Origin of the sequence: Liquorilactobacillus vini DSM 20605 (assembly GCF_000255495.1) — a bacterium.
GTDB lineage: Bacteria > Bacillota > Bacilli > Lactobacillales > Lactobacillaceae > Liquorilactobacillus > Liquorilactobacillus vini.
In genome coordinates this window covers 1-21,324 of sequence record NZ_AHYZ01000032.1, presented here as the reverse complement: position 1 = coordinate 21,324, position 21,324 = coordinate 1, and the positions used below count along the sequence as shown (strand labels likewise).

Below are 21,324 nucleotides of genomic sequence, written 5' to 3'. Positions count from 1 at the left end.
TTTCTTAAATTATATAACAAAATGTAAGCGATAGCTGAGATGGCGGTCTTCTTTAATCGAAAACCTCTTGTTATACTTGTTCCATCAAGTATTGCAGGAGGCTTTTTATGAAATTATAAGACGTTGTTGCAGTTAATTTGGTTGATCATCATCCTCAAAGTTCAGTTCGTCCATCACGTGAGATGGCAGCTAGAATCATCACTAATGATCTTGAAATCCAAGTCCATAACAGTGCTTCACATGAAATTTGGTGCTCGGTGTCCTTTCCCGAGACTTTCTTCTGAAAAAGTTTCTTGACCTTTGCCTCCTTCAGGACGGCTAAACGCAACAACGTTTACAGAAGCAAGTAAATGTTGTTAGTGGGCGGCTGAAGATTGGAAACACAAGTCTCACTCCATCCATGGCGAGATTTTTCTATTGCGCAATTTTTCAGAGTAGTTTAGTGATTTCGTATGATTAATTCGGATGTAGGTTACATAATAATATTATTTGCTTAATAGCGTAATTACCTTTATAATTACATAAAGGAGATGATTATTATGACTGTAAAAACTCGAAAACAAGGTAATTCAATAATGATTACAATCCCTGCAGAATTTAATATTGGAGTCAATGCTGAATATGAGCCAATAATTGATGAGAATGGAGTTATAAGTTTTATGCCAGTACAAGGTAATTTATTTAAACAAAATCCGGACTATGACTTACGGAAAGCAATTAATGATGAAAAGATCCCTGATAATGGAAATTTAGTTGGAAAAGAGAACTTCTGGTATGAATAAAGACATGCCCAAACAAGGTGATTTAATTTGGATCAATAGTGAGCCACATGCAGGACATGAGTATGGAGCTCATGATGTAAGTGCCGGCAATACGTTTCGTCCCATGTTAGTAATGAGCGATTTTGCTTATAATCAGCGAACGGGAATGATCGTTGGATTTCCAATAACTCACACTACACATATAAGTAAGCCTTTTCAGTTTGAACTTTCAGGCCACAAGATTAGTGGACATGTTATTTTGACAGGGCTTTTAGGTTACGATTATCTAGCACGAGCGGGAAAAACTGTAGATCATGTTAGCGCAAAAGAACTTCTTCAAGCTAAAAGAGCTGTTAAGGATATATTTGGATTTCTAGATTAGTGCATAGAAATGTGTGTGCTAATTTTTTTTGGTAAGTGATAGCCAAATTAAATCGCTTGAACCCAGAAGCATATCTCTATCGGATTTTGAAAAAATTAACAGAAGTTGACAGCTTAAATGAAGATGTACTCGAAGGCTTGATGCCTTGGAATCTGAAATCCGATTTTTCTAATCAAGAATTACTATATTAATTGAAAAAAGCGGTCCTCGCACCAAGAACCCAGGATCATTATACGATCTAGGCTATTTGTGTGTAAGCACCTAATAATCGACCGTTCAAAAAAAGACCAGCTAATCTCATTTGGGATCAGTCGGTCATTTTGCTAAAGCTATTTTTGCCGGTGGTGGTATTAATGATTTGCTTTCATCTTGCCAGTTCCATGGCAAATATGCTTCCAGCTCTTCAGTTTTCATGAATACTGGCAGTTTTGATATTTTTTCGATTATATCTTGTAAATATTTAAAAGGAATTAAGCCATTTGCTTTGGCACTTTCAATCAAAGACATCCAAATCGCATTAGCTTCAGCTTCTTTCGGCCAATTACATAACTTTTCATATTTCGTTCTGAAGCGTTATTGCTTAAATCTATTTCGCCAAAATTTAGAATTTGATTTAAAGCTTTCCGCTGATTTTGAGCGGAAAGCAAGTCTTTGCCTAAACATGATTTCGGTAATGCTTCAGCTGAATCACACTATTGCCAAAAACAATATACAGAATCGATCTTTTCTTGTGCCGCAAAACAAGTACAAAGATTTGGAGTAAGGATCCAATTTGAATTGATCCAGGATTATATTTGCCAAACCATCGATTCCTCGCCGAAGATCAGTTTTGCCACAGACAAGATAAATGCCTTTAATTTTTCGCATATCAAGTAACATCATTTGAAAATCGCCTTGATCAAAGAATCCAGAATATATCCTTGGATGTGGTTGTAGACAATAACTGTTTTGTTTTCACCAACCCTAACTTGAAAAGCTTTAGTAGGAGCCAAAGCCTGCGGACTAAAGGATTTATCCATTTTGATCTGAACAACATCAGGTTTATTGGTCATAAAAACACCTCATCATTCTTTATTAATGAGGTAATTTTACCGCTGAAATATACTTATTTATAGACGGTCGGTTATTAGGTGCTTACTACTTGATAAATTCAATTTTAATTGCTCTACCCATCGCATGAGCAATTTCAGCTAGTTTATCAACCGTCACATTATCGCCGCGTTCGATCCTAGCAATGGTGGATTGAGGCACGTTTGCTCTTTCAGCTAAATCGGCTTGGGTCAAGCCGACTTCTTCACGAGCATGATATAACGCTAAAGTACTGGCAGACTTTTCCTTATCAGCATGATAAGCTTCAGCAAATTTAGGATCTTTTAATTCCCGTACTAAGATATCATTAATTTTCATTTTGACTATCCTCCCATTCTGTTCGTAATTCAAGCGCATGCTTAATTTCAGCCGGTGGCGTTTTTTTTTGTCTTTTTGGTAAACCCATGGGTAATCACATATTTTGGCCCCTTAACGTGAAAATATAGTGCTCGCTGCATATTACTAGATACCTTGCTTCTTAATTTATATAAATTTTTGACTGATTCTATTTTTTTTACTAACTATTGCTAGTTTGTATTCAAACTAGCAGCTAATTGTCGAACAGCCAACAATATTAAATTCCTAATTTGTTCTGCTGGTCCAGGATTATCTTGACCTAACCAGACTCTTAGAATATTGGTAAAACTTGAAGTGCAATAGAAAATTAGACAAATTGGTGTATTTTAAGTTAAGCTGTCATGGCTTGATGTCTGTATTCTACAGGAGTCAAGCTATTTTTGATTCTTGAGATCCTGACATTATTGAATCAGTGTAAGCGATAGCAGAGATGGCGGTCTGTTTTAAGCGGAAACTTCTTGTTATACTTGTCCCATCAAGTATTGTGGGAGGCTTTTTATGAAATTAGAAGACGTTGTTGCAGTTAATTTGGTTGATCATCATCCTCAAAGCCCAGTTCGCTCATCACGTGAGAAGGCAGCTAGAATTATCACCAATGATATCGAAATCCGCGTCTATAACGGTGCTTCACATGAAATATTTAAGGTCTACAGCTGAAAATAGTACTTAAAAATTACACCGTTATTCAAGTGTGATTTTTAAGTACTAACTATACTGATATGGTTGGATCTGGCGATATTCTTTTCCACTTTTTTCTTCCGCATTACGCAAGTCAATATCATTTTGTAAATTCAAAAAATAGCGATCAGATACCCCAAAGAATCTTCCCAATCTAACCGAAGTATCTACTGTAATTTGCCGACGATCATGTAAAATATCTTGTATTCTAGAAGTTGGAACATGAATATTTTTAGCTAATGCATAGGCTGAAAGATCTAATGGAATCATAAACTCGTCTTTTAAGATCTCATTAATTTTAGGTACTGGAATTTTATTCATCATATTCACCTCTCTCAATAATGATAATCAACTATTTCTACATTAACAAAATCATTTTGATTCTCAATTGAAAAACAAAGACGATATTGTGCATTAATTTTAATACTGTATTGACCTTTACGATTCCCTGCTAATTGTTCCAAATGATTAGCAAGAGGAACTCTTAAGTCGTTGAGATTGCTTGCATTATCTAACATAATTAATTTACGCAAAGCAACCTTTTGAATTGACTGAGGTAATTTTTTAGAAAATTCCTGATGATATACCTTCTGTGTTTCCTTATCTGCAAAGTGCTTTATCATAATTAGTCCTTTAATTTGCTTTTAAGCATATTATACATGAAGCTCATGTACATGTAAAGAGTTTATGAATTTTGGTATGAGTCAAGTTCCTTTCAGTAGCTCCAAAAATTGAAGTTTTTCTCATCTTAACCACCCTAAACCACTCTAAAAAATTTTTGCTAGATTCCAGATCTTAGATTAACTCTAAAAATAATTTACATGTTTTTTAGTAGGAGTGGGGTCAATTCTTTACAAATAGTGCATCCTTACAAAAACAGCGAGTTTCAAAATTGAATTGCTAATCAAATTTCTGAAACCCGTTGTCTTGATAATATTTTTGAATTTTCGGCAATGATAGCATTACAGGACTTTTCAACTACTAATCTGCAACTTAGTCTAAAAATCTTCTACCCAAACTATATGTTTCCTTTAAGTTTAATCCTCGATCAGAAATATTCAAGTCAGCATCTTTACCTACTTCTAATGTGTCTTGATTCTTTAAACCAAATTCTTTGGCTTGATTGACCGCTGACATCAAGACTGCTTCGATGATCCCGCAGCCGGTAAATTTCATAATGTCGCGAAAAGCATCCTGATATTGCAAGACTGATCCAGCCAAATCAAAAATTTTTTCATCATTAAACGCTTGGCTGATATTCCTCGATCGGATCAACCGCAATCAGTTGGCTGTCAAATCTTAAATAACCATCGTCAATTGCTGAACTTTCAGTATAAATTTTGGCATGTTTTAAAACTGTTTGCATAGATATCATCTTCTTTTTTTACTTAGAAAGTTGACTTGCAGCCGCTTCATCAAGAATCAAGGTTACATTTGGATGAGTCTGCAAAATACTTGCCGGGCAGGCAGTTGTCATCGGACCCTGGACCATTCTTAAAACAGCTGAAGCCTTAGAACTGCCGTAAGCTTCAAGCAAAATTTGCTTTGCTGCTAAAATTGATTTGATGCCCATTGAATATGCATAACGCGGGACTTGAACCTCATCTGCAAAGAATCGTGAATTTGCTTTAATCGTTGATTCCGTTAAACCTACTTTATGCGTTCTTTCATTAAACGAAGATCCCGGCTCATTAAAACCAATATGACCATTCCTGCCAATACCTAGTAATTGCAAATCAATTGGATATTTTTCTAATAATTGATCATAATGACGAATTTCAGCTTTTTCGTCAACAGCCACACCATTAAGTAAAAAAGAGGTCTTAAATTTCTTAAATTTAAACAGATTTTCTTCCATATAATGATGATAACTTTGAGGATCATCAGCTTGAAGTCCAACGTATTCATCTAAATTAAAAGAAATGATTTGTGAAAAATCTAAATCACTTTTTATCAATTCCTGATAAGTAGTCAACGGCGTACTGCCAGTTGCAAAGCCCAAGACTCTTGCATTACTTTTCAAGGTAGCTCGATAAATTTCAAGTGCTTTTTTTCCACCTTCAATTTTATTTTTTACGATGATAATTTTCATAAACAAATATCTCCCTCATAAAGGCTACTAATTTAAGAAGGCTACTAATTAAGTGTTCAAAGTTTTGTTATTTATTAAAATTTTATTTTCAAATTTCACTAAGCTTAATAAAAGTTCACTGCCTTTTATTCCATTAAATACTTCATAAGTAAAGATCCAATTTGCTGTTCTAAACGAACTGCCTGAATTCGTTGACTATGCTGAGAAAAATGCGTTAAAACGCCGCAATCAATCGTGCGCTTTCCATAACAAAAACGAGCAAAATCATGTTCTTCTTGAGATAATTCCCCAGTTTTGTTGTAAATAGTTCCTGAAAATCCATTAAAATGAGCATCCGCACGTAATTTAAAAGTATTTTGCTGATTTTGCAGCGCCAGCTTGATCATTTTTAAAATACTTGTTTTGTCGGCCAATAGCTCTTGCCATAAATTCATTAAACTATTCAAATTCAAAGTATTTTCACCCTTGAGAGGCTTCGTTAACATATAACGTTTTAACTCGATCTCAGGATAGTTTGATCCCAGCCAATCATTGATTTTTTCAATCCCAAAATAATCTAATAAAACATTAGTTGCTGTGTTATCGGAAACTGAAAGCATCAAATCAATTAAATCACTAACTAACCAATTTCTTTGCTGCAAATGATAAAGTATTCCTGAACCGCCGACAATTTCGTGATCATTTATTTGGATCATTTTGTGCAAAATCTGCGATTGAAAATTTGCATTTAAATAAGCCGCAATTGCTAACTTGATCAAACTTGCAGAACGAAATTGTTGCTGGCTGTTTAAACTATAAAATGGCTGGTGATCGGGAGCTGCAATCAAAACTGCAACACTAAAAGAACAATTTTTTAAAATTCGATTTAGTGAAATTTTCAGATCCATTATTATCATCCTAACTTTTACAATCCTAAACCGATTTTGGCTGTTGCTAATAACTGATTTTTATGACTCGTAAATCCACCGGCAGATTGCGGTTTAGCACTCATAAAGACCGAATCTAGATCAAAATAGACAACATTAGGTCGGGCAGTAGCAAATGCAACTGCCGCAGCAATGCTGGCACGTGCTTCAATCATACAGCCGATCATACATTTCATTCCGGCTTGCTGGCATAATTGACTGATTTGAATTGCCTGGCTCAAACCACCTGTTTTCATTAACTTAATATTGATCAAGTCACAAGCCTGCAGGTCAATTAACTTCCAAGCATCCTTAACCGTTTGGACACTTTCGTCAGCCATAATCGGCACTGGCGAGTTGGCAGTTACCAATTTCATCCCCGCCAAATCATCGAAGCAGACAGGCTGCTCAATAAATTCAATATTTAACCCGGACTTTACCCACTTAGAAATAGCCCATAAAGTTTGTTTAGCAGACCAAGCTTGATTCAGATCAAGCCTTAAAGAAATTGTTTTAGGTATTACCTCCGCAACTTTTTTGACTAACTGAATATCTTCAGTGACCGACTGTCCGCCCAATTTAAGTTTTAATGCTGTAAATCCTGTTTGGACTAACTGTTTTGCTTCTTGGATCATTTTTTCTTCAGCTGCAATGCTAATCGTATAATCAGTAGTTAAAAAATGGGGAGTACCACCTAGTAAACCAGTCAGTGAAGTTTGAAATAATTGAGCCCGAAGATCATAAAGTGCAATCTCAAAAGCCGCTTTGGCGGGTGCATTATATCTGACTGAATTTTGCACTACCACGAGCAGATTTTCCCAATCAGTGATTTCTTGACCAATTAATTGCGGTTTGATAACTTTCTTCATTACATCAGCTAAACTATTAAGCGTATCACCAGTAACTTTTTCATTTGGTGTTGCGGTACCATGGCCAATTAAGCCATTTTCCAGACCAATTTCAACACCAATCGCCGCAATTTCAGTTACTTGATGCAGTGCAGTCACAAAGGGCCGCTTCAAGGGTTCATGGATTTGTCCTAATTTAATCCATTTAATCTTTGTTTTCATACTAAATCACCTCTGGTTCTGCAAAAAATAATCCGATTGCTAAGCGACGCCATTTAAGCCAGTCCCTATTTTGACGTGTTGGATAAATTCGATTGGTCAAACAAACAAAACCAGTCTGCTGATCCATATCAATTGCAATCGAAGTTCCAGTAAATCCAGTATGCCAAATTTTTAAACCTGTTGGTACCCAGCGCTGCCAGCCAAGTGTCCGACCATTCTTGTAATAACTTTTTAATAAACTAAAACAGTTGGAGTTTAAAACTTCATGGCCAGCAAAAACTCCCTGGTGCAAATACATTGAAACAAAATTATTTAAATCTGCAAGAGTTGAAAATAAACCAGCATGACCGCTAATTCCACCTAACAAATGAGCCTTCTCATCATGAACCGTACCACGTAGAGCACCTCCACGAGCTGGAAAATTTTCTGTAGGAACAAATAATTTAGGATTGTTAACTTTTAAATTAAAACCAGTCTTCTTCATTTTCAACGGTTTAAAAACATTTTCTTGCAAACTTTGTGCTAAATCACCGTCAATTTTTTGAATTAGCCATCCTAATAAAATAAAACCTAAATCTGAATAAACCGTTTTGGTTCCCGGCTGATAAATTAAGGAAGACTGTTTAATTTTATCGATCAATTCTACTTTAGAATATCCGGCAGATTTAATATCTGCTGGTAACCCGCTGTCATGTAATAGTAGTTGCTCAACCGTTAATTCTGGATAAGACAAATTAGGAATAAACCTGCCAATTTCATCTTTTAAAGCCAATTTCTTTTGACTTAAAAGCTGTAAGATCCTGGTCGTTGTTCCAATAACTTTTGTTAAAGACGCCAAATCATATTCTAAGCCGGATGTTAATGCGATATGATCAAGACCAATTCCTTGGTACCCAATATAATGTTGCTCTGACAAGCTATTACTTTGTAATGAATATGAAGCACCATAAACAGCCTGATCTTGAATCGCATTTTGAATGACTTCAAAAATTGCAGAATTGTTTACAATCATTTTGTTTGGCTCCATTTCTTTAAAACACCCGAAACACAATTGTTATTTTCCGCTAACAGTTGTTGCGCCTGTACCAAATTTAAGCCTGTTTTTTGCATCACAATGGCAGCTGGAACATTATTTTCGGCCCTTTTTAACTGCTGCCTAGCCGTTTTTAGTTCACAACCTGTGGTCAAAGTAATGATATGAGTTGCTCGTTCAACCAGTTTTTCATTTGTTGGTAAAACATTGACCATCAAATTTTGATATACCTTGCCAGCTTTGATCATTACCCCCGTTGAAATCATATTTAAGACCATTTTCTGTGCGGTTCCGGCTTTCATTCTCGTTGAACCCGTCACCACTTCTGGACCAACAAGCGGTGCAATCGTAAAATCAGCATATTTTGCCATCTCGCTATTTTTGACACACGTCAATGCTACTGCTAATGCTCCAATATTTTGAGCCGCTTTAAGTGCACCGATAGCATACGGTGTACGTCCGCTAGCAGCAATTGAAATCACTGTGTCTGAGCGATCAATATTAATTTTTTCTAAGTCTTTTTTGGCCAATTCAGATGAATCTTCTGCTCCTTCAACTGCTTGATAAACAGCTTTTGGACCACCAGCAATTAAGCCAACAGCTCTTTGAGGATCAAGCCCAAAAGTAGGTACCAATTCAACTGCATCCAGTATGCCTAACCTGCCAGAAGTCCCAGCACCGCAATAAATCAAACGTCCTCCCTGATTAAAACGCATACTTGCCTGATCGATCACTTTTGCAATGACCTTTGTTTCAGCAGCAACAGCTTTGGGTACTTTTTGATCTTCAAGATTGATAACTTTTACCATTTCAAGTGTAGATAATGAATCCAAATTCATAGTATTAGGATTTCGCTGCTCAGTTAACAATTTATCAACTTTCATTTTAAAATCACCTGCTATACAATAAATAAAATCATTAGAATTAAAAACCTACAGTTACTAGCTTACACTTCAATAACTGCAGGTAAAATAACTCTTGATCACCTCTTTAGCTTTTCTTCAAGTTGAGCGATTCGTTTTTCAGTTTGAACAAGCGTCTTGGTCAAATCATGAATAAGTTCTGCGGCCATCATCTGATCTTCAGCGTGAACTAATAACAAACTAATGGGGAGCTGTCTTTTTTTTGCTTCGGAAGTAATAATTTTAAAATGCGCTTTTTGGGCATTTTTAAGCCTTTTTTCAGCTTCATTTATTTTGACTTCACTCTGTTCAAAATCACCCTTTTCAGCTCGCTGAATGACATCCATCAAAATCGAACGAGCCTCACCAGAGTTACTGATAATTTCAAATATTATTTCCTCAATACCATTCATTTTTTTACCCCTTCAAAATATTAGCACAACAAATAATCATTTATTGGCTGCTGCAGTTTTTTCCTTTTCTAATTGACGTTTATCCCAAATCTTAAAGAATGGGAAGTAAATCAAAATAGCAACAAAGATATTAATGATTGTTAAAATAATAGCACGCCAATCAAAACCAGTTGCCATATATGCACCAATTGGAGCAGGTAATGTCCAAGGTACTAATGCAATCGTCCGATTAACTAAATGAGTAATCATTGCAAACCAGGTAATTATTCCATCAGCAATCGGTGCTAAAATAAACGGAGCAGCAAAATAAGGGTTTAAGACAATTGGCAAACCAAAGATGATTGGTTCATTAATATTAAAAATACTTGGAATGATAACAACTTTACCTAAAGTTTTACCCATTGCTGACTTTGAGAAGAAAGCTAGTAAAATACATAATGACTAAAATAGCACCCGAACCGCCAATATAAACAAAGAACTGGAAGAATTGCTCAGTCATGAAATGCGGTGCAGTAGCGGCTGTTGCACCCTTGGAAACAGCTGAAATATTAGCATACAAATTCTTGTACCAGTATGGATAAACTGGTGTGGAAGAAATCGCCCCATGAACACCAAATAACCAGAATAAAGAATTAAAGAAGATCGGTGTAATAACAGAAACAAAATTATCTTTGCCAAAATGAGCTAAAGGCGACAGTAAAGACAAAAGTCCGGCGTTAACATCAAAATGCAGCCCTTCTTTGATGATCCAAGCCCCAATAATCAAAACAGCAGCTGGTATTAATGCTGTAAAGGAATTAGAAACTGAAGCTGGGACACCTTTGGGCATCTTAATAACTAAATGCTTCTCTTTAAAAAACCTGATAACTTCAACTGAAACAATAGCAGAAAGCATTGCAGTAAATAAACCATACGCCCCAAAATTTTGCGATGGAAGAACAGTTCCAGCTGCAATACCTGACAACTTTGAAATTTTAGCGGTGATTGTTCCTGGCTTGATAACTAACAAAAGAAAAACCATTACTGCAATCGTCGCACTTGAATTTCGATCCAACTTATAAGTTTGAGCTAAACTTGCAGCAATTGCATAGCAAGAATAAAGTCCCATCAAGCCAATCGAAAAAGTAATCGGTAAACTTAGTGCAACAGTGTATGGCTTAATAAATGCTTTCCAAGAATCAATTGGCAACTGTGTCAAAATAGTAAAAAATGAACCAACGATTGCTACTGGAATAATAACAGCCATTCCATCACGGATCGCAGTTAAATAACGATTACCAGCTAATTTCGCCATTTCATTAGAAATTTTCTCAGCGTTAAAACCTTTCATGAAGTTTCACCCCATCCTTTATTCTTTATCAGTTAATTTTTGTTTAACAATATCAAATAATTTTGATGACCCTAATGGACTATATAAATTCCGTGGTATTAAAAGAAAGGGAACTGAATGATCTTTGGCTTCAGCAGCAATTGAATCTTTTCGATAAACCGCTTGAGGTGCGAGTAAAACAGCATCATAATGATCATTATTCAAATAATCAGCTACTTCATCAGCACCGACTGCATCAACCTTGATATCTTTGAGACCTCTTTTTTTTGCCTCATCTTCCAGTCCTTCAGCAATCAGCGAAGAACTCATACCACCACTACATGAAAGTAAAAGTTTCATATTCACCACTCCTTAGTTAAACTGAACTTCACCTTAAAAAAATTATGAATTTTTGATTCGGCTTTATTATATCATAGTAAACGCTTACACGAAATAATATTTTACTATTAAAGTAAATAAAAACAATTATCTGGTATTTTGTTTCGCAAACCAAACTGGAACCGTATTATTATTTGAAATCTAATTAAATTTATTTCCTGTTTTCTAAGTCTATGATTTGCGTAATGACTTTTTCAATTGCTGTATCCCAAAAAATCCAATCATGCTTTCCAACAGAAATTTTGAAATCAAAATTGCAGAATTTTTGCTGCTCTAAAAATGTAGCAAAGATTTTGTTTTCTTTTAACATAAAATCTTGATTGCCAATTAATAAATGACATTCTAATTGCTGCAGCTTATGTGAATCTGCCGCTAAAATCAAATTTTGTAAATAATTTTCAGGTAATTTAGAACCAAAAACACTATTTAAATCAGGCATAAATGGCTTAATCGCATTGAAAGCCACAACAGGAGATAAAGCAAAAACAGTTCGAAATTTTTGAGGATATTTAAAAGCAAATTGCAGTGCACCAAACCCGCCCATTGAATTTCCAGCTAAATAATTATGTTTTGGAGCAAGTGAAAGCGGTAAAAGTTTTTGTAATTGCGGCATTAGTTCGTTGAGTAAATAATCTTGATATAATTGACCATCAGCCATATTTTGATAAAAACTGCGTCCCATATCCGGGATGATGGCAATTATCTGTTTTTCAGCAAGAAAAGCTTCCAGACGGGTTTTGCGAAGCCAACAACTGCCATCATCGCCTAAGCCGTGAAAAAGCCATAACACAGTTACTTTACCTGTACATATTTGATCTGGAATGACCAACCTAACAACTTTTTGTGATCCTAAAATTTTGGAAAATCTCTCAAGTTTTAAAATTGCCATTTTAAGTACCTCCCCTTTGATTTGCATTTTTTATAAAACAGAAGTTCACAAAATTATAATATGCCATAAAAACTATAAAATTAACAAATTAATTGAAAAAAAATTTCAAAGGGATAGAATGCAGATGTAAGCGTATCAATTATTTTTATTTTTGAAATAGTAGGTGACTTGTTTGAAATACAGAATTGGAATTGATAGCGGAGGTACAAAAATTAAGGCTTCTGCTTGGAACGAGCAACACAAATGTCTTTTGAATGTAACTTCTGGTCCAGGAAATATTCTTTTAAACCAAAACCAAACTTTAAAGAATCTCTCATCAGTGATCACACAAATCAAACACAAACTTGACCCGGCTGAATGTACACAAATTTTAATTGGAATCGCTGGAATTGAAACCAGTGGCAATGCAGCTCAAATTACCGCTGACTTTAATCAAACATTTGGAATTCCAACAAATGTGATCAATGATGCTTTACTTGCTTTGATCAACGGACTAGAAGGACAAGATGGGACTTTGATAATATCAGGTACCGGATCAGTCATTTACGGTCGCCAAGGGAAAAAAATTTACCGGGTCGGCGGCTGGGGAAATTTGCTTGGCGATCAAGGCAGTGCTTACAAAATCGTTGAAAACTTTTTTAAAATTGCCCTTAATGATTTCGATCGTGGCAAAACTAATCGATCCCAAATTCAAAGTGATCTGCTCAATATTTTTGCAGTAGATTCCATGACAGCTGCAGTCCGCAAATACTATCAGCTAAAAAGGCCAGAAATTGCTAGTTTAGCAGTGAAAGTAGCTCAAAAAGCTACGCAAAAACATACAGGAGCTATCAAAGCCATTTTGAATCAAGCAAATTTATTAGCACTCCAGGCTGAAACGATGTTTAATAATTTTGAAAAGTCTTATCCGAAAAAAGTAGCTTTAGCAGGATCTGTTTTAACAAACAATCAACTTTTTAAAAAAAGGATCAGTTCTGTTTTGCTAGAAAAGCATCCTGATCTTAAATTTTTAATTGCTGGTGGAGATAATAGTCGAGCTGTTATCTTCTGGAATGCGAAAGGGAGTATGTAAAATGACCATGCGTAATCTTGGCTTATCGATTTATCCTGATCATAGTGATTTTGAAAAAAATAAAAATTACTTAGAACTGGGGCATAAATATGGCTTCAAGCGAATCTTTATGAGTATGCTTGAAGTTGGTGACTCGGTTGAGGCAGTAAAAAATAAATACCGTAAAATTATTGACGTCGGCAACCGCTTAGGCTATCAAACATTTTTAGATGTTTCACCCCGAATCTTTCAAAAATTGAATATTTCTTATGCTGACCTTTCCTTCTTTCACGAATTGCACGTTACTGGAATAAGATTGGATCAAGCATTCGATGGAGCAACCGAAGCGATGCTTTCATATAACAAATATGGTTTGATCATTGAATTAAATATGAGTAATAATGTTGATTATTTAAATAACATCATTAGTTACCAAGCAAATACACCATTTATTTATGGCTGTCATAACTTTTACCCCCAAGTCGGGACGGCACTGCCCTTTGACTTCTTTGTAAAATGCAGCCAGCGCTTTAAACATTTTGGAATCCATACAGCGGCATTTGTTGCAAGTCAGGTCGGTAAAATTGGTCCATGGAATGTAAATGATGGTTTACCAACATTAGAGGAGGATCGCCGTTTACCAATTGCTGTTCAAGCTAAGCATCTTTTTGCTTCAGGATTAATCGATGATGTCATAATCGGTAATGCTTATGCTAGTGAAGCTGAACTAGCAGCTTTAAGCCAAGTTGACCGTTACCAATTAAAATTCAAAATGAACTTCGTGTCTGCTGCAAGTGAGATTGAAAAAAAAATTGCTTTAGAAACACAACATTTCCGCCGCGGTGATATGAATCAATTAGTAATCCGATCAACGATGCCGCGGGTCACTTATAAGTCAGTCCCTAATCCACCGCATGATAATCAAATCGAATATCAAAAAGGTGACGTCTTAGTCGGTAATGACAGTTTTGGAATTTATAAAAATGAGCTTCAAATTGTTTTGAAGCCGCATAAGGAACCACGTAAAAATAAAATTGGTCAACTTTCCCCTGAAGAAGTATTTCTGTTAGATTTCATCAAGCCTTGGAGCAAGTTTAAATTGCAAATTTAATATTTCTTGATTTAGGCTGTCAACCTATTTCTCCAATATACTTTTTAAAATGCCAGTGTACATACACTGGCATTTTATATTAAAGCTAAATTATAACGCTCGTCGTTATTTTAAATTAAAATTATTATGATAATTTTGGACAATTTCTTTTGATTGTTGCAAAATATCAACTAAATAGTCGAAATTCTGACTAACAAGATAATAAAAGATGATATCGACCACCATGAATTGAGCCAACAAAGAGCTTGTCGCCGCAATCCGATTTTTATTCTCAGGAGGTTGTGAAGTATGAACAGCAATATCTGAAAGTTGTGCAACTGAATTATCACCATAACGTGTCAAAGAAATTACTTTGATCTGATGCTTGCGTGCTGCTTGGGCTGCAATCAATGCCTCTGGTGATTCGCCAGAATTGGAAATAATCCATAAAAGACTATTTGAATCCGCATTGATTAATTTAGGTAATAACAAATTTAAATCACTATCAACTGTCGATAGAAATCCTAACCGGCTCCATTTTTGGGAAATATTTTCAGCTACTAGTTCTGAAGCTCCAATTCCAAATAAAATCAACTGGCGCTTTTTTAAAACCTCAGCAATTAATTTCTTAATGCCAGTTTGATCGATTTGGTCAGCAGTCTCCTGTAATGTTTGCTGAGCATTAGTTAGTAATTTATTTTTTATTTCACTTAAATTTTCCCCTGCTGATATATCGGCATATGCTTTATTAACATTTTTTTGCTGTGAAAGATCAGCGGTCAGCATCATTTTTAATGATGTAAAACTGCTGATTTTCAAATGCTTAACTAAACGAATAACTGTTGCTGGACTAGAATCAGCAGCTTGAGCTAATTGTGCGACCGTCATTTCCACAACTTTTTGGGGATTAGTTAAAATAAAACGCGAAATCTTTTTTTCTGATTTTGATAAATTTTGCTCGGTATTTAAAATTTTTCCTGCTACTGACATATTTTTCTCCTAATAATAAATTAATCCACTTGCTATGACTTCTTCTGCCCTCTACAAATAATATAACAGTTATGATTTTATTAAAAGAAAAGATTAAAAAAATGCAAGCACTTAATAATAAATCTCATAGTAAATAAGTACTGCTCTAGTGGTAAAATTGCCCCATTATGAAGTATTAGGTATTTAAGATAGAAGCAGATTATTGATAAAACAATTCAATAATATTTATTATTTTTTTAAACTTTGGTGCATGTGAAATACAATATTTAAGTAATCTATCAAAATTTGTTTTTTTCGATTTCTCCATTTTAGCTTCAAATTCTTCAATATCCTTTCGATCTTCATAGGATATTTCTCCATTATGTTCTACAGGAAAAACTTTTATATATGATCTCTTATCATTGTCAGTTAGTGCATACCAAATATGAGCATCTTTGAGAACATCTTCTAAATTTTCTTTGAAATAAATTGGGTAGAGAAACTTCTTTTGCCATCCATTCGATATATTTGAAATTTTTCCATCAATATAATTAGTTTTAACTGAATTATCATGAACATCATCAATATCCATTACTGTAAATATCTTGAAATCTTTTTTGAAATCAATAGCTGGATATTTATTCTGTAAACTTTTCTTTGATCTAAAAACTTCATTATTTAAAATATTTGGCAACGCTTCGATTTGAATACTTTTTTGACCATTTTTTTTGCCATAAATTTCAATTGGCAATCTCATTTTTGATTTAATATGCTCGACGATACAGTATTCAGACTTACCATGAACAATTACAACTGCACAAGTGTTGGAAGGCTTTATTATCATTATTTTTCCTCCAACTTGAAAATTTCATCAAAATCGATATCATCTGCAAACGGAACACCTGAAAAATATCCTGATAAATATAATTTTTGCAAATTATTATTTGGTTTAATATTCGCAACTTCACTAAATGAAGCTATTTGTTTATTACCATCAATATCTTCTTGAATTACATATACTTCATTTGCGGGCAAAACTTTCAGCAAGGTTGTATTATGAGTAGAAAAGATAAGCTGTCCCTTAATATAATCTTGAAAATTTTCCAACAACTTAGACATTAGTAAATCATGAATTCCACTATCTATTTCATCAACAACAACGATATCTCCATTCATGGCCGCAGAAAATAACGGGAATAACTCCAACAACTTCTTAGTACCTTTTGATTCCAAAGTAAAAGGTATTTTCCTAATTTTACCAGCAATTAATTTATAGACATAAAGTTTGTATTCAATTTCATTTTCCTTTTCATTAACTTCATAGTAAACTTTTTTTATATCAGAATATAAACTAGTAAAAAAAAGATTTAAACTCTTTTGCGTTTTTACAATTTTATTTTTATCTGTTGATTTGACAGACCCATACATTAAACTTCTAAGAAAATCTTTTTGATTTTTTAATCCTGTCATTTGATCAGTTTTAAAACCTATTGAAAGTATCATTTCTAATATTTCCCTGACAACAAAAGAAACAGATTTATCTTTTAATTCACTATTTGTTTCTTCAAAAATTGCTTCCAAAATTGCAAAAAAGGTATGTTTTCCCCAAAACTGATCAATCCTATCTCTTAAAAGCGTAATAAATGCTCTGCCTCTAAAAGCGGCTGAATTTAATTTTTCAATTGTTACTTTATCCTCATTAAACTTTATATCAAATAAAAGTCCATTCCTTTTGTTTACCAAAGAAAAAAGTTTTTCCTCAATTAATTGGCCATTTGGCGAAAATATTAATTTATATTTACCAGTAAATTTTTCTTCTTCAGAAATACAGAACTCGTAAGTGATTTCTGTATTTTCTGATGAACCAATCAGATTTATATTTCTAAAAATTTCTTCTACACTAGTTAACTTAAAAATTGGAATCTCCTTCAAAGTTTTCAAATCGACCTTTTCTTTCTCAGAAAGCTCCTTTTGAAATTTTATGAATCTTTGTTGGTTAGAAAAACTTCTAGCTGATTCTACTAGCTGAAATATTGGAGTAAGAATATTACTTTTACCAGCTCCATTCTCACCATAAATTGCAGCCATATTTTTTTTATTCTTACCCTTTGAAAAATCCCAAGTAATATCTGAAAAAGATTTGTAATTCTTTAATTTTAATTTTGTAAGCACATTAATCTCTCCTTTAGTAACAAACTGTTACTATAGTTGATATTATCATTAAGATATATATATTTCAATGATAAATCTTAAACAACTAATAACCAGTCGTTCAAAAAAATGGGTCGATACTTTCTGATATTGGCGAAACATAAAAGCCAATATCAGCTTTTTTTATTTTATATATTAAAGCGGTATCCCGTGGTACGTTTTAAGCGTCAAAACCCAATTGAAAGAAGGAAAAACCATGTTCCAATTTGATTTCCATTCTTGATGATTATTTGTCTAAAGATATCTGTGCTTATTTTGAATTTCTTAATGAACGTCTAACAGTTAAGTTAGTAATGATTGACTTGAATGCTAACTATCAAATTTTTATCAAATGTCTTTTTACCCAATGCCAAAATTGTTATTGATCATCTTCATATCAGCCAGCTAGTCAATCAAGCTTTTGACCAACTTAGGGTCACAATCTTAAAACAGCTGAATGATAAACATAGTCGAATTTATAAGGCTTTAAAAATTAATTAGCGTTTGTTTCATAAAGATGCATAAAAAAGTTGATGACTCTAAAACACCATACTTTCAGGTGCACAGAGCGGTTATAAAATGTAGGAAAGGAGATGCGGGCAAAATCTTAGACCAACTCTGAAAATAATTTACACATTTTTTATTGGGGATCAGTCCTTTACAGCAGTCCATCCCTGACAAAAAACAGCGAGTTTCAAAATTGAATTGCTAATCAAATTTCTGAAACTCGTTGTTTTGATAATATTTTGAATTTTCGGCACCGGTAGCATTACCGGACTTTTCAACTACTAAACTGCAACTTAGTCTAAAAATCTTCTGCCCAAACTATATGTTTCTTTTAAATTCAATCCTCGATCAAAAATATTCAAGTCACCATCTTTAATGTACCCTGATTTTTCAAGCCAAACTTCTTTAGCCTGATTGACTGTTGACAGCAAAATCCCGCAGCCGGTAAATTGCATGATGTTGCGAAAAGCATCCTGATGTTGCGGGATTGATCTAGTTAAAGTTTCGATTTTCCACTCGCAATTTTATTTTTTTCGCTGACAATTTTCATAAAAAATATCGCCCGCAAATCTTATTAACTAAACCGATCTTACGGTACTAACAGGAATCTGCTCCAAGGCTTGATCATGCTTAATAAAAACTCGTCACTTTCTTTCAGATGGCCAACCTTATTCCGCCGACCATCATTGGGAAAATCTTTTAAAGCAATCTGAGTTTCAGCGTTATACTGCCCATAATTTTTATTAACGATCAAAATGTCGCCGCGTTTAATCATTCCTTGATTGTCGTGTGGCTCGATCTTCACATCTTTATAAACTACCCGGGTAATCGAATCTCGCAGCAAATATTCAGATTGGTCTCCTCGATAAAGGTGTGTATTATCAAATAATGCTTTCTTTTCAGTAACACTTAAATTTTGAGTATCAATTCCAATTTGCGGATAGTTGGCAAAAAATGCCCGTGAAACGGCTGCTAATTCTTCTTCACTAGCAAAAGCATTGCCAATGATAATATCATCGATCAGACCGGTCAACACTAAATGATTTACCTGAGTTGCAATCGGCAGGCTGCGATCAATTTCCATCGTTGGCAGTCCGTCTTGAACTGGCCAAGGACCGTTTTTAGCTGTTGCAGAACTGATAAAAGCTGCCGTATGCAAACTATAATTTTTAAATTTCTTTGATTGAGCAATAAAGAAAGCTGGCTCTAATCCCCTATATTTTTGCGGATAAAAATTATGACAGCCTAGCAGATTATCTTTTTTCGGACTAAAAGCCATAATATTATCCAAATAATGTGTTCCGGAACTAATGTTGATCTCAATTTTAAGACCGTACTCATTGCGCGTCATCATTGCCTCTTCCATTCCTGAAAAGCCGGTATCTAAGCGAATTCCCCAAACTCCCAATTTTTTGAAAAAGGATAAATCGTTATAACTGGCATTCAATTGCTTGAATAAACGCGGATTAATATCAATGATTGTCTTAAAACCAAGCTGATTAGCATAAGCGATGATTTGACTAAACTTATCGATTACTTGATCTTTTCCGCCCGTCAACTCCAACAAAGAAGTAAAAATTCTTGTATAGTGATATTTGTTAGCCAATTCAAGATATTTAAAATTATCCTCTAAACTTGTTTTTTCAGGATAAATTGAGATTCCCAGTTGCTGCATCATTTTTCTCCTTTCATTTTATTGATTATCCGGTATAAATCAATAATTTTTCTGGCCAAATCTTTAAAAGCAATTGCGGTCATAATATGATCCTGGGCGTGGACCATTATTAAAGATGTACTATCCTGATATTCATTTGCCGCCTCTGCTGATAAGAGTCCAGTTTGGGCATTATGACCTTTGACTAAGAAATCATCAGCTTCTTTCAACTTCTTTTCAGCTAATTTAAAATTGCTTTGTTTAGCAGCTGAAATAGCCTCAACTGCAGAGCTTTTGGCGCTACCGCCATCAATGATCAATTTCATAATAACATTAAGCTTTTCTTCATCCATATAAACACCCTATTTATTATCAATCAAATTCAAAGCGGTCGTTAAAACTTTTTCACCATCCATTGTGCCATAAGCGCGCATATCGATTACAACCACCGGAAATGGATATTTCTTTTTAAAACCACCTTCAAGATATCTAACTTGTGGGCCAAGCATTAAAATATCTGGATTTTCTGATGTAACTTTTTTATCTGTCTCAGATGCAGCTGTTGCAAAAATATTAACATCAAGATTTTCTTTTTGTGCTGCATTTTTCATTTTCTGAACTAATAAACTTGTTGACATTCCGGCAGCACAGACTAACATAATCGTTTTTTTTGTCATTTTAAAACTCTCCTGTTTAAAAACTTTATTATATTGGATATTAAACTGTTGTAATTCCCTTTTTATTTTCTTTTTCAACAACACTATAAAATGGATAATAAATCAAACAGTCGACAATAACACAAACAACTTGATCGATCGACCCACTGATATGACCGCCGGTAGCTAGGAACCCGCTGATAACAGGTGGCATTGTCCAAGGAATTGTAACACCAATCGTATTATGAACGATCCCCAAAGACATTGCACTGTAAGTGATAATCGCATTACACATTGGCGCAAGAATAAATGGAATTATTAAACTAATATTCAAAACTACTGGGACACCGAACATTGTCGGCTCATTGATATTAAACAAACCTGGTACCAAAGTTACAGGCGCCATTGTTTTGGTCAAAGAAGAAGTCGTCTTTCGCAAGGATAACAGTGCGATCACGATAACTAGCCCGATCGTAGCTCCTGAACCGCCCATATAAACGAAATTATCAATAAATGGCTGTGTAATGATGTTTGGCAAGTGCTTCCCAGCTTGAAAAGCGAGCCGGTTTTGATCGGTATTCATTAACCAAATCGGACTAATAACTGTATTGACAATGTTTCCTCCATGAATTCCGACGAACCAGAAAGCACTATTGAGTAAAATCGCAATCAGTGTACCGCCTAAAGTATCACCGATCAATCCCAAAGGCTTTGTTAGAAGATCTAACAAGATATCATGAATATTCAAATTGAATTTCGATAAAATTCCAAATATAATCAGCCAGAAAGTGATAATCACCGCACCGGGAATTAAAGAAACAAAACTTTCACTAACTGCAGGAGGAACACTACTTGGTAATTTGATCGTAACATGATGATTTACAAACCATTGATAAACCCAGCCACTTAGCAAGCCTAAAAGAATTGC

At 34.5% G+C, this 21,324-nt stretch carries 30 protein-coding genes and 4 pseudogenes; 6 read left to right on the top strand and 28 right to left on the bottom strand.

All coding sequences use genetic code 11. The annotated features are described in order from the left end of the window. Positions 1-539: 539 nt before the first annotated feature. The gene (gene mazE, locus ON15_RS01765; RefSeq protein WP_010579752.1) at positions 540-782 is read left to right on the top strand and encodes a type II toxin-antitoxin system PemI/MazE family antitoxin; all 243 of its coding nucleotides are present in this window, start codon (positions 540-542) and stop codon (positions 780-782) included. Then, positions 775-1,143: a type II toxin-antitoxin system PemK/MazF family toxin gene (locus ON15_RS01760; RefSeq protein ID WP_010579751.1), complete on the top strand. Its 369-nt coding sequence runs from the start codon at positions 775-777 to the stop codon at positions 1,141-1,143. Before mazE ends, ON15_RS01760 begins: the two co-directional genes overlap by 8 nt. A gap of 315 nt (positions 1,144-1,458) precedes the next feature. Here ON15_RS01760 and ON15_RS11385 read toward each other — a convergent pair whose 3' ends face one another. The 7 genes and pseudogenes from ON15_RS11385 to ON15_RS11915 form a co-directional block, all read right to left on the bottom strand. Further along, positions 1,459-1,650, bottom strand: a complete 192-nt coding sequence (locus tag ON15_RS11385) for a transposase domain-containing protein (RefSeq protein ID WP_010579750.1) — start codon at positions 1,648-1,650, stop codon at positions 1,459-1,461. Next, on the bottom strand, positions 1,641-1,790 hold the full coding sequence (locus ON15_RS11380; RefSeq protein WP_081580134.1) for an IS66 family transposase: 150 nt from the start codon (positions 1,788-1,790) through the stop codon (positions 1,641-1,643). Before ON15_RS11380 ends, ON15_RS11385 begins: the two co-directional genes overlap by 10 nt. Before the next feature lie 40 nt (positions 1,791-1,830). Continuing rightward, on the bottom strand, positions 1,831-2,010 hold the full coding sequence (gene tnpB / locus ON15_RS12275) for an IS66 family insertion sequence element accessory protein TnpB (RefSeq protein WP_412768431.1): 180 nt from the start codon (positions 2,008-2,010) through the stop codon (positions 1,831-1,833). Positions 2,011-2,021: 11 nt separating this feature from the next. Further along, on the bottom strand, positions 2,022-2,195 hold the full coding sequence (locus ON15_RS11690; protein ID WP_010579748.1) for a hypothetical protein: 174 nt from the start codon (positions 2,193-2,195) through the stop codon (positions 2,022-2,024). Positions 2,196-2,280: 85 nt separating this feature from the next. After that, complete coding sequence (locus ON15_RS01750; RefSeq protein ID WP_010579747.1) at positions 2,281-2,550, bottom strand: helix-turn-helix domain-containing protein; 270 nt, start codon at positions 2,548-2,550, stop codon at positions 2,281-2,283. Further along, positions 2,540-2,750, bottom strand: a pseudogene (locus tag ON15_RS01745) (type II toxin-antitoxin system RelE/ParE family toxin); the annotation flags it as partial. The gene ON15_RS01750 and the pseudogene ON15_RS01745, both read right to left, overlap by 11 nt. A gap of 9 nt (positions 2,751-2,759) precedes the next feature. Further along, a pseudogene (locus ON15_RS11915) lies at positions 2,760-2,876 on the bottom strand (TetR/AcrR family transcriptional regulator); the annotation flags it as partial. Positions 2,877-3,087: 211 nt separating this feature from the next. Between ON15_RS11915 and ON15_RS11685 the strand changes: the two are divergent. Then, a complete protein-coding gene (locus ON15_RS11685; RefSeq protein WP_010579746.1) occupies positions 3,088-3,246 on the top strand; it encodes a hypothetical protein in 159 nt (52 codons plus the stop codon). A 48-nt stretch (positions 3,247-3,294) separates the two neighbouring features. Here the strand turns inward: ON15_RS11685 and ON15_RS01735 are convergent, their stop codons facing one another. From ON15_RS01735 to ON15_RS11180, 13 genes and pseudogenes are all read right to left on the bottom strand, one after another. Further along, the gene (locus tag ON15_RS01735; RefSeq protein ID WP_010579745.1) at positions 3,295-3,588 is read right to left on the bottom strand and encodes a HigA family addiction module antitoxin; all 294 of its coding nucleotides are present in this window, start codon (positions 3,586-3,588) and stop codon (positions 3,295-3,297) included. A gap of 14 nt (positions 3,589-3,602) precedes the next feature. Continuing rightward, positions 3,603-3,890, bottom strand: coding sequence for a type II toxin-antitoxin system RelE/ParE family toxin (locus ON15_RS01730; protein WP_010579744.1), 288 nt, complete (start codon positions 3,888-3,890; stop codon positions 3,603-3,605). Between the two features lie 370 nt (positions 3,891-4,260). Further along, positions 4,261-4,491: pseudogene (locus tag ON15_RS01725) on the bottom strand (N-acetylglucosamine-6-phosphate deacetylase); the annotation flags it as partial. A gap of 16 nt (positions 4,492-4,507) precedes the next feature. Next, positions 4,508-4,633: a hypothetical protein gene (locus ON15_RS12150; RefSeq protein ID WP_268869589.1), complete on the bottom strand. Its 126-nt coding sequence runs from the start codon at positions 4,631-4,633 to the stop codon at positions 4,508-4,510. 18 nt (positions 4,634-4,651) lie between these two features. Next, positions 4,652-5,359 carry a glucosamine-6-phosphate deaminase gene (nagB, locus tag ON15_RS01720; protein WP_010579743.1) on the bottom strand — a complete coding sequence of 236 codons (708 nt, stop codon included), beginning with the start codon at positions 5,357-5,359 and terminating at the stop codon, positions 4,652-4,654. A 125-nt stretch (positions 5,360-5,484) separates the two neighbouring features. Continuing rightward, positions 5,485-6,246 carry a serine hydrolase gene (locus ON15_RS01715; protein WP_010579742.1) on the bottom strand — a complete coding sequence of 254 codons (762 nt, stop codon included), beginning with the start codon at positions 6,244-6,246 and terminating at the stop codon, positions 5,485-5,487. Positions 6,247-6,263: 17 nt separating this feature from the next. Then, on the bottom strand, positions 6,264-7,334 hold the full coding sequence (locus ON15_RS01710; protein ID WP_010579741.1) for a dipeptide epimerase: 1,071 nt from the start codon (positions 7,332-7,334) through the stop codon (positions 6,264-6,266). Between the two features lies 1 nt (position 7,335). Beyond that, a complete protein-coding gene (locus ON15_RS01705) occupies positions 7,336-8,346 on the bottom strand; it encodes a serine hydrolase domain-containing protein (RefSeq protein WP_010579740.1) in 1,011 nt (336 codons plus the stop codon). Beyond that, a complete protein-coding gene (murQ, locus tag ON15_RS01700; RefSeq protein WP_010579739.1) occupies positions 8,343-9,251 on the bottom strand; it encodes an N-acetylmuramic acid 6-phosphate etherase in 909 nt (302 codons plus the stop codon). Before murQ ends, ON15_RS01705 begins: the two co-directional genes overlap by 4 nt. 98 nt (positions 9,252-9,349) lie before the next feature. After that, on the bottom strand, positions 9,350-9,682 hold the full coding sequence (locus ON15_RS01695) for a PTS lactose/cellobiose transporter subunit IIA (RefSeq protein WP_010579738.1): 333 nt from the start codon (positions 9,680-9,682) through the stop codon (positions 9,350-9,352). Positions 9,683-9,718: 36 nt separating this feature from the next. Then, positions 9,719-11,012: pseudogene (locus tag ON15_RS01690) on the bottom strand (PTS sugar transporter subunit IIC). An 18-nt stretch (positions 11,013-11,030) separates the two neighbouring features. Then, positions 11,031-11,351, bottom strand: a complete 321-nt coding sequence (locus ON15_RS01685) for a PTS sugar transporter subunit IIB (protein ID WP_010579737.1) — start codon at positions 11,349-11,351, stop codon at positions 11,031-11,033. A gap of 190 nt (positions 11,352-11,541) precedes the next feature. Further along, positions 11,542-12,279, bottom strand: coding sequence for an alpha/beta hydrolase (locus ON15_RS11180; protein ID WP_010579736.1), 738 nt, complete (start codon positions 12,277-12,279; stop codon positions 11,542-11,544). A 172-nt stretch (positions 12,280-12,451) separates the two neighbouring features. Here ON15_RS11180 and ON15_RS01675 point away from each other — a divergent pair, with 172 nt between their 5' ends. Continuing rightward, positions 12,452-13,351 (top strand): N-acetylglucosamine kinase, encoded by a 900-nt coding sequence (locus ON15_RS01675; RefSeq protein ID WP_010579735.1) that lies wholly within the window; start codon positions 12,452-12,454, stop codon positions 13,349-13,351. 1 nt (position 13,352) lies between these two features. Next, complete coding sequence (locus tag ON15_RS01670) at positions 13,353-14,441, top strand: DUF871 domain-containing protein (RefSeq protein ID WP_010579734.1); 1,089 nt, start codon at positions 13,353-13,355, stop codon at positions 14,439-14,441. 105 nt (positions 14,442-14,546) lie between these two features. Here ON15_RS01670 and ON15_RS01665 read toward each other — a convergent pair whose 3' ends face one another. From ON15_RS01665 to ON15_RS01655, 3 genes are all read right to left on the bottom strand, one after another. Continuing rightward, on the bottom strand, positions 14,547-15,410 hold the full coding sequence (locus tag ON15_RS01665) for a MurR/RpiR family transcriptional regulator (protein WP_010579733.1): 864 nt from the start codon (positions 15,408-15,410) through the stop codon (positions 14,547-14,549). 199 nt (positions 15,411-15,609) lie between these two features. Beyond that, positions 15,610-16,233, bottom strand: coding sequence for a hypothetical protein (locus ON15_RS01660; RefSeq protein WP_010579732.1), 624 nt, complete (start codon positions 16,231-16,233; stop codon positions 15,610-15,612). Beyond that, positions 16,233-17,561: an AAA family ATPase gene (locus ON15_RS01655; protein ID WP_010579731.1), complete on the bottom strand. Its 1,329-nt coding sequence runs from the start codon at positions 17,559-17,561 to the stop codon at positions 16,233-16,235. Before ON15_RS01655 ends, ON15_RS01660 begins: the two co-directional genes overlap by 1 nt. A 345-nt stretch (positions 17,562-17,906) precedes the next feature. Between ON15_RS01655 and ON15_RS11365 the strand changes: the two genes are divergently transcribed. Continuing rightward, on the top strand, positions 17,907-18,080 hold the full coding sequence (locus tag ON15_RS11365) for a transposase (protein ID WP_010579730.1): 174 nt from the start codon (positions 17,907-17,909) through the stop codon (positions 18,078-18,080). A gap of 299 nt (positions 18,081-18,379) precedes the next feature. Here ON15_RS11365 and ON15_RS11680 read toward each other — a convergent pair whose 3' ends face one another. From ON15_RS11680 to ON15_RS01630, 5 genes are all read right to left on the bottom strand, one after another. Further along, positions 18,380-18,541 carry a hypothetical protein gene (locus ON15_RS11680; RefSeq protein WP_010579729.1) on the bottom strand — a complete coding sequence of 54 codons (162 nt, stop codon included), beginning with the start codon at positions 18,539-18,541 and terminating at the stop codon, positions 18,380-18,382. A gap of 134 nt (positions 18,542-18,675) precedes the next feature. Beyond that, positions 18,676-19,761 (bottom strand): DUF871 domain-containing protein, encoded by a 1,086-nt coding sequence (locus tag ON15_RS01645; RefSeq protein ID WP_010579728.1) that lies wholly within the window; start codon positions 19,759-19,761, stop codon positions 18,676-18,678. Beyond that, the gene (locus tag ON15_RS01640; RefSeq protein WP_010579727.1) at positions 19,761-20,093 is read right to left on the bottom strand and encodes a PTS lactose/cellobiose transporter subunit IIA; all 333 of its coding nucleotides are present in this window, start codon (positions 20,091-20,093) and stop codon (positions 19,761-19,763) included. Before ON15_RS01640 ends, ON15_RS01645 begins: the two co-directional genes overlap by 1 nt. Before the next feature lie 9 nt (positions 20,094-20,102). Then, positions 20,103-20,417 carry a PTS sugar transporter subunit IIB gene (locus ON15_RS01635; RefSeq protein ID WP_010579726.1) on the bottom strand — a complete coding sequence of 105 codons (315 nt, stop codon included), beginning with the start codon at positions 20,415-20,417 and terminating at the stop codon, positions 20,103-20,105. Positions 20,418-20,457: 40 nt separating this feature from the next. Next, positions 20,458-21,324 (bottom strand): PTS sugar transporter subunit IIC (locus ON15_RS01630; protein ID WP_010579725.1); only part of this gene is annotated, 867 nt, incomplete at its 5' end.

Excerpts from the sequence above, each read along its gene's own strand:
- mazE (WP_010579752.1), top strand. The coding sequence starts at position 540 with ATGACTGTAAAAACTCGAAAACAAGGTAATTCAATAATGATTACAATC.
- ON15_RS01760 (WP_010579751.1), top strand. The coding sequence starts at position 775 with ATGAATAAAGACATGCCCAAACAAGGTGATTTAATTTGGATCAATAGT.
- ON15_RS11385 (WP_010579750.1), bottom strand. The coding sequence starts at position 1,650 with ATGTCTTTGATTGAAAGTGCCAAAGCAAATGGCTTAATTCCTTTTAAA.
- tnpB (WP_412768431.1), bottom strand. The coding sequence starts at position 2,010 with ATGCGAAAAATTAAAGGCATTTATCTTGTCTGTGGCAAAACTGATCTT.
- ON15_RS11690 (WP_010579748.1), bottom strand. The coding sequence starts at position 2,195 with ATGACCAATAAACCTGATGTTGTTCAGATCAAAATGGATAAATCCTTT.
- ON15_RS01750 (WP_010579747.1), bottom strand. The coding sequence starts at position 2,550 with ATGAAAATTAATGATATCTTAGTACGGGAATTAAAAGATCCTAAATTT.
- ON15_RS11685 (WP_010579746.1), top strand. The coding sequence starts at position 3,088 with ATGAAATTAGAAGACGTTGTTGCAGTTAATTTGGTTGATCATCATCCT.
- ON15_RS01735 (WP_010579745.1), bottom strand. The coding sequence starts at position 3,588 with ATGAATAAAATTCCAGTACCTAAAATTAATGAGATCTTAAAAGACGAG.
- ON15_RS01730 (WP_010579744.1), bottom strand. The coding sequence starts at position 3,890 with ATGATAAAGCACTTTGCAGATAAGGAAACACAGAAGGTATATCATCAG.
- ON15_RS12150 (WP_268869589.1), bottom strand. The coding sequence starts at position 4,633 with ATGCAAACAGTTTTAAAACATGCCAAAATTTATACTGAAAGTTCAGCA.
- nagB (WP_010579743.1), bottom strand. The coding sequence starts at position 5,359 with ATGAAAATTATCATCGTAAAAAATAAAATTGAAGGTGGAAAAAAAGCA.
- ON15_RS01715 (WP_010579742.1), bottom strand. The coding sequence starts at position 6,246 with ATGGATCTGAAAATTTCACTAAATCGAATTTTAAAAAATTGTTCTTTT.
- ON15_RS01710 (WP_010579741.1), bottom strand. The coding sequence starts at position 7,334 with ATGAAAACAAAGATTAAATGGATTAAATTAGGACAAATCCATGAACCC.
- ON15_RS01705 (WP_010579740.1), bottom strand. The coding sequence starts at position 8,346 with ATGATTGTAAACAATTCTGCAATTTTTGAAGTCATTCAAAATGCGATT.
- murQ (WP_010579739.1), bottom strand. The coding sequence starts at position 9,251 with ATGAAAGTTGATAAATTGTTAACTGAGCAGCGAAATCCTAATACTATG.
- ON15_RS01695 (WP_010579738.1), bottom strand. The coding sequence starts at position 9,682 with ATGAATGGTATTGAGGAAATAATATTTGAAATTATCAGTAACTCTGGT.
- ON15_RS01685 (WP_010579737.1), bottom strand. The coding sequence starts at position 11,351 with ATGAAACTTTTACTTTCATGTAGTGGTGGTATGAGTTCTTCGCTGATT.
- ON15_RS11180 (WP_010579736.1), bottom strand. The coding sequence starts at position 12,279 with ATGGCAATTTTAAAACTTGAGAGATTTTCCAAAATTTTAGGATCACAA.
- ON15_RS01670 (WP_010579734.1), top strand. The coding sequence starts at position 13,353 with ATGACCATGCGTAATCTTGGCTTATCGATTTATCCTGATCATAGTGAT.
- ON15_RS01665 (WP_010579733.1), bottom strand. The coding sequence starts at position 15,410 with ATGTCAGTAGCAGGAAAAATTTTAAATACCGAGCAAAATTTATCAAAA.
- ON15_RS01660 (WP_010579732.1), bottom strand. The coding sequence starts at position 16,233 with ATGATAATAAAGCCTTCCAACACTTGTGCAGTTGTAATTGTTCATGGT.
- ON15_RS11365 (WP_010579730.1), top strand. The coding sequence starts at position 17,907 with ATGCTAACTATCAAATTTTTATCAAATGTCTTTTTACCCAATGCCAAA.
- ON15_RS11680 (WP_010579729.1), bottom strand. The coding sequence starts at position 18,541 with ATGCAATTTACCGGCTGCGGGATTTTGCTGTCAACAGTCAATCAGGCT.
- ON15_RS01645 (WP_010579728.1), bottom strand. The coding sequence starts at position 19,761 with ATGCAGCAACTGGGAATCTCAATTTATCCTGAAAAAACAAGTTTAGAG.
- ON15_RS01640 (WP_010579727.1), bottom strand. The coding sequence starts at position 20,093 with ATGGATGAAGAAAAGCTTAATGTTATTATGAAATTGATCATTGATGGC.
- ON15_RS01635 (WP_010579726.1), bottom strand. The coding sequence starts at position 20,417 with ATGACAAAAAAAACGATTATGTTAGTCTGTGCTGCCGGAATGTCAACA.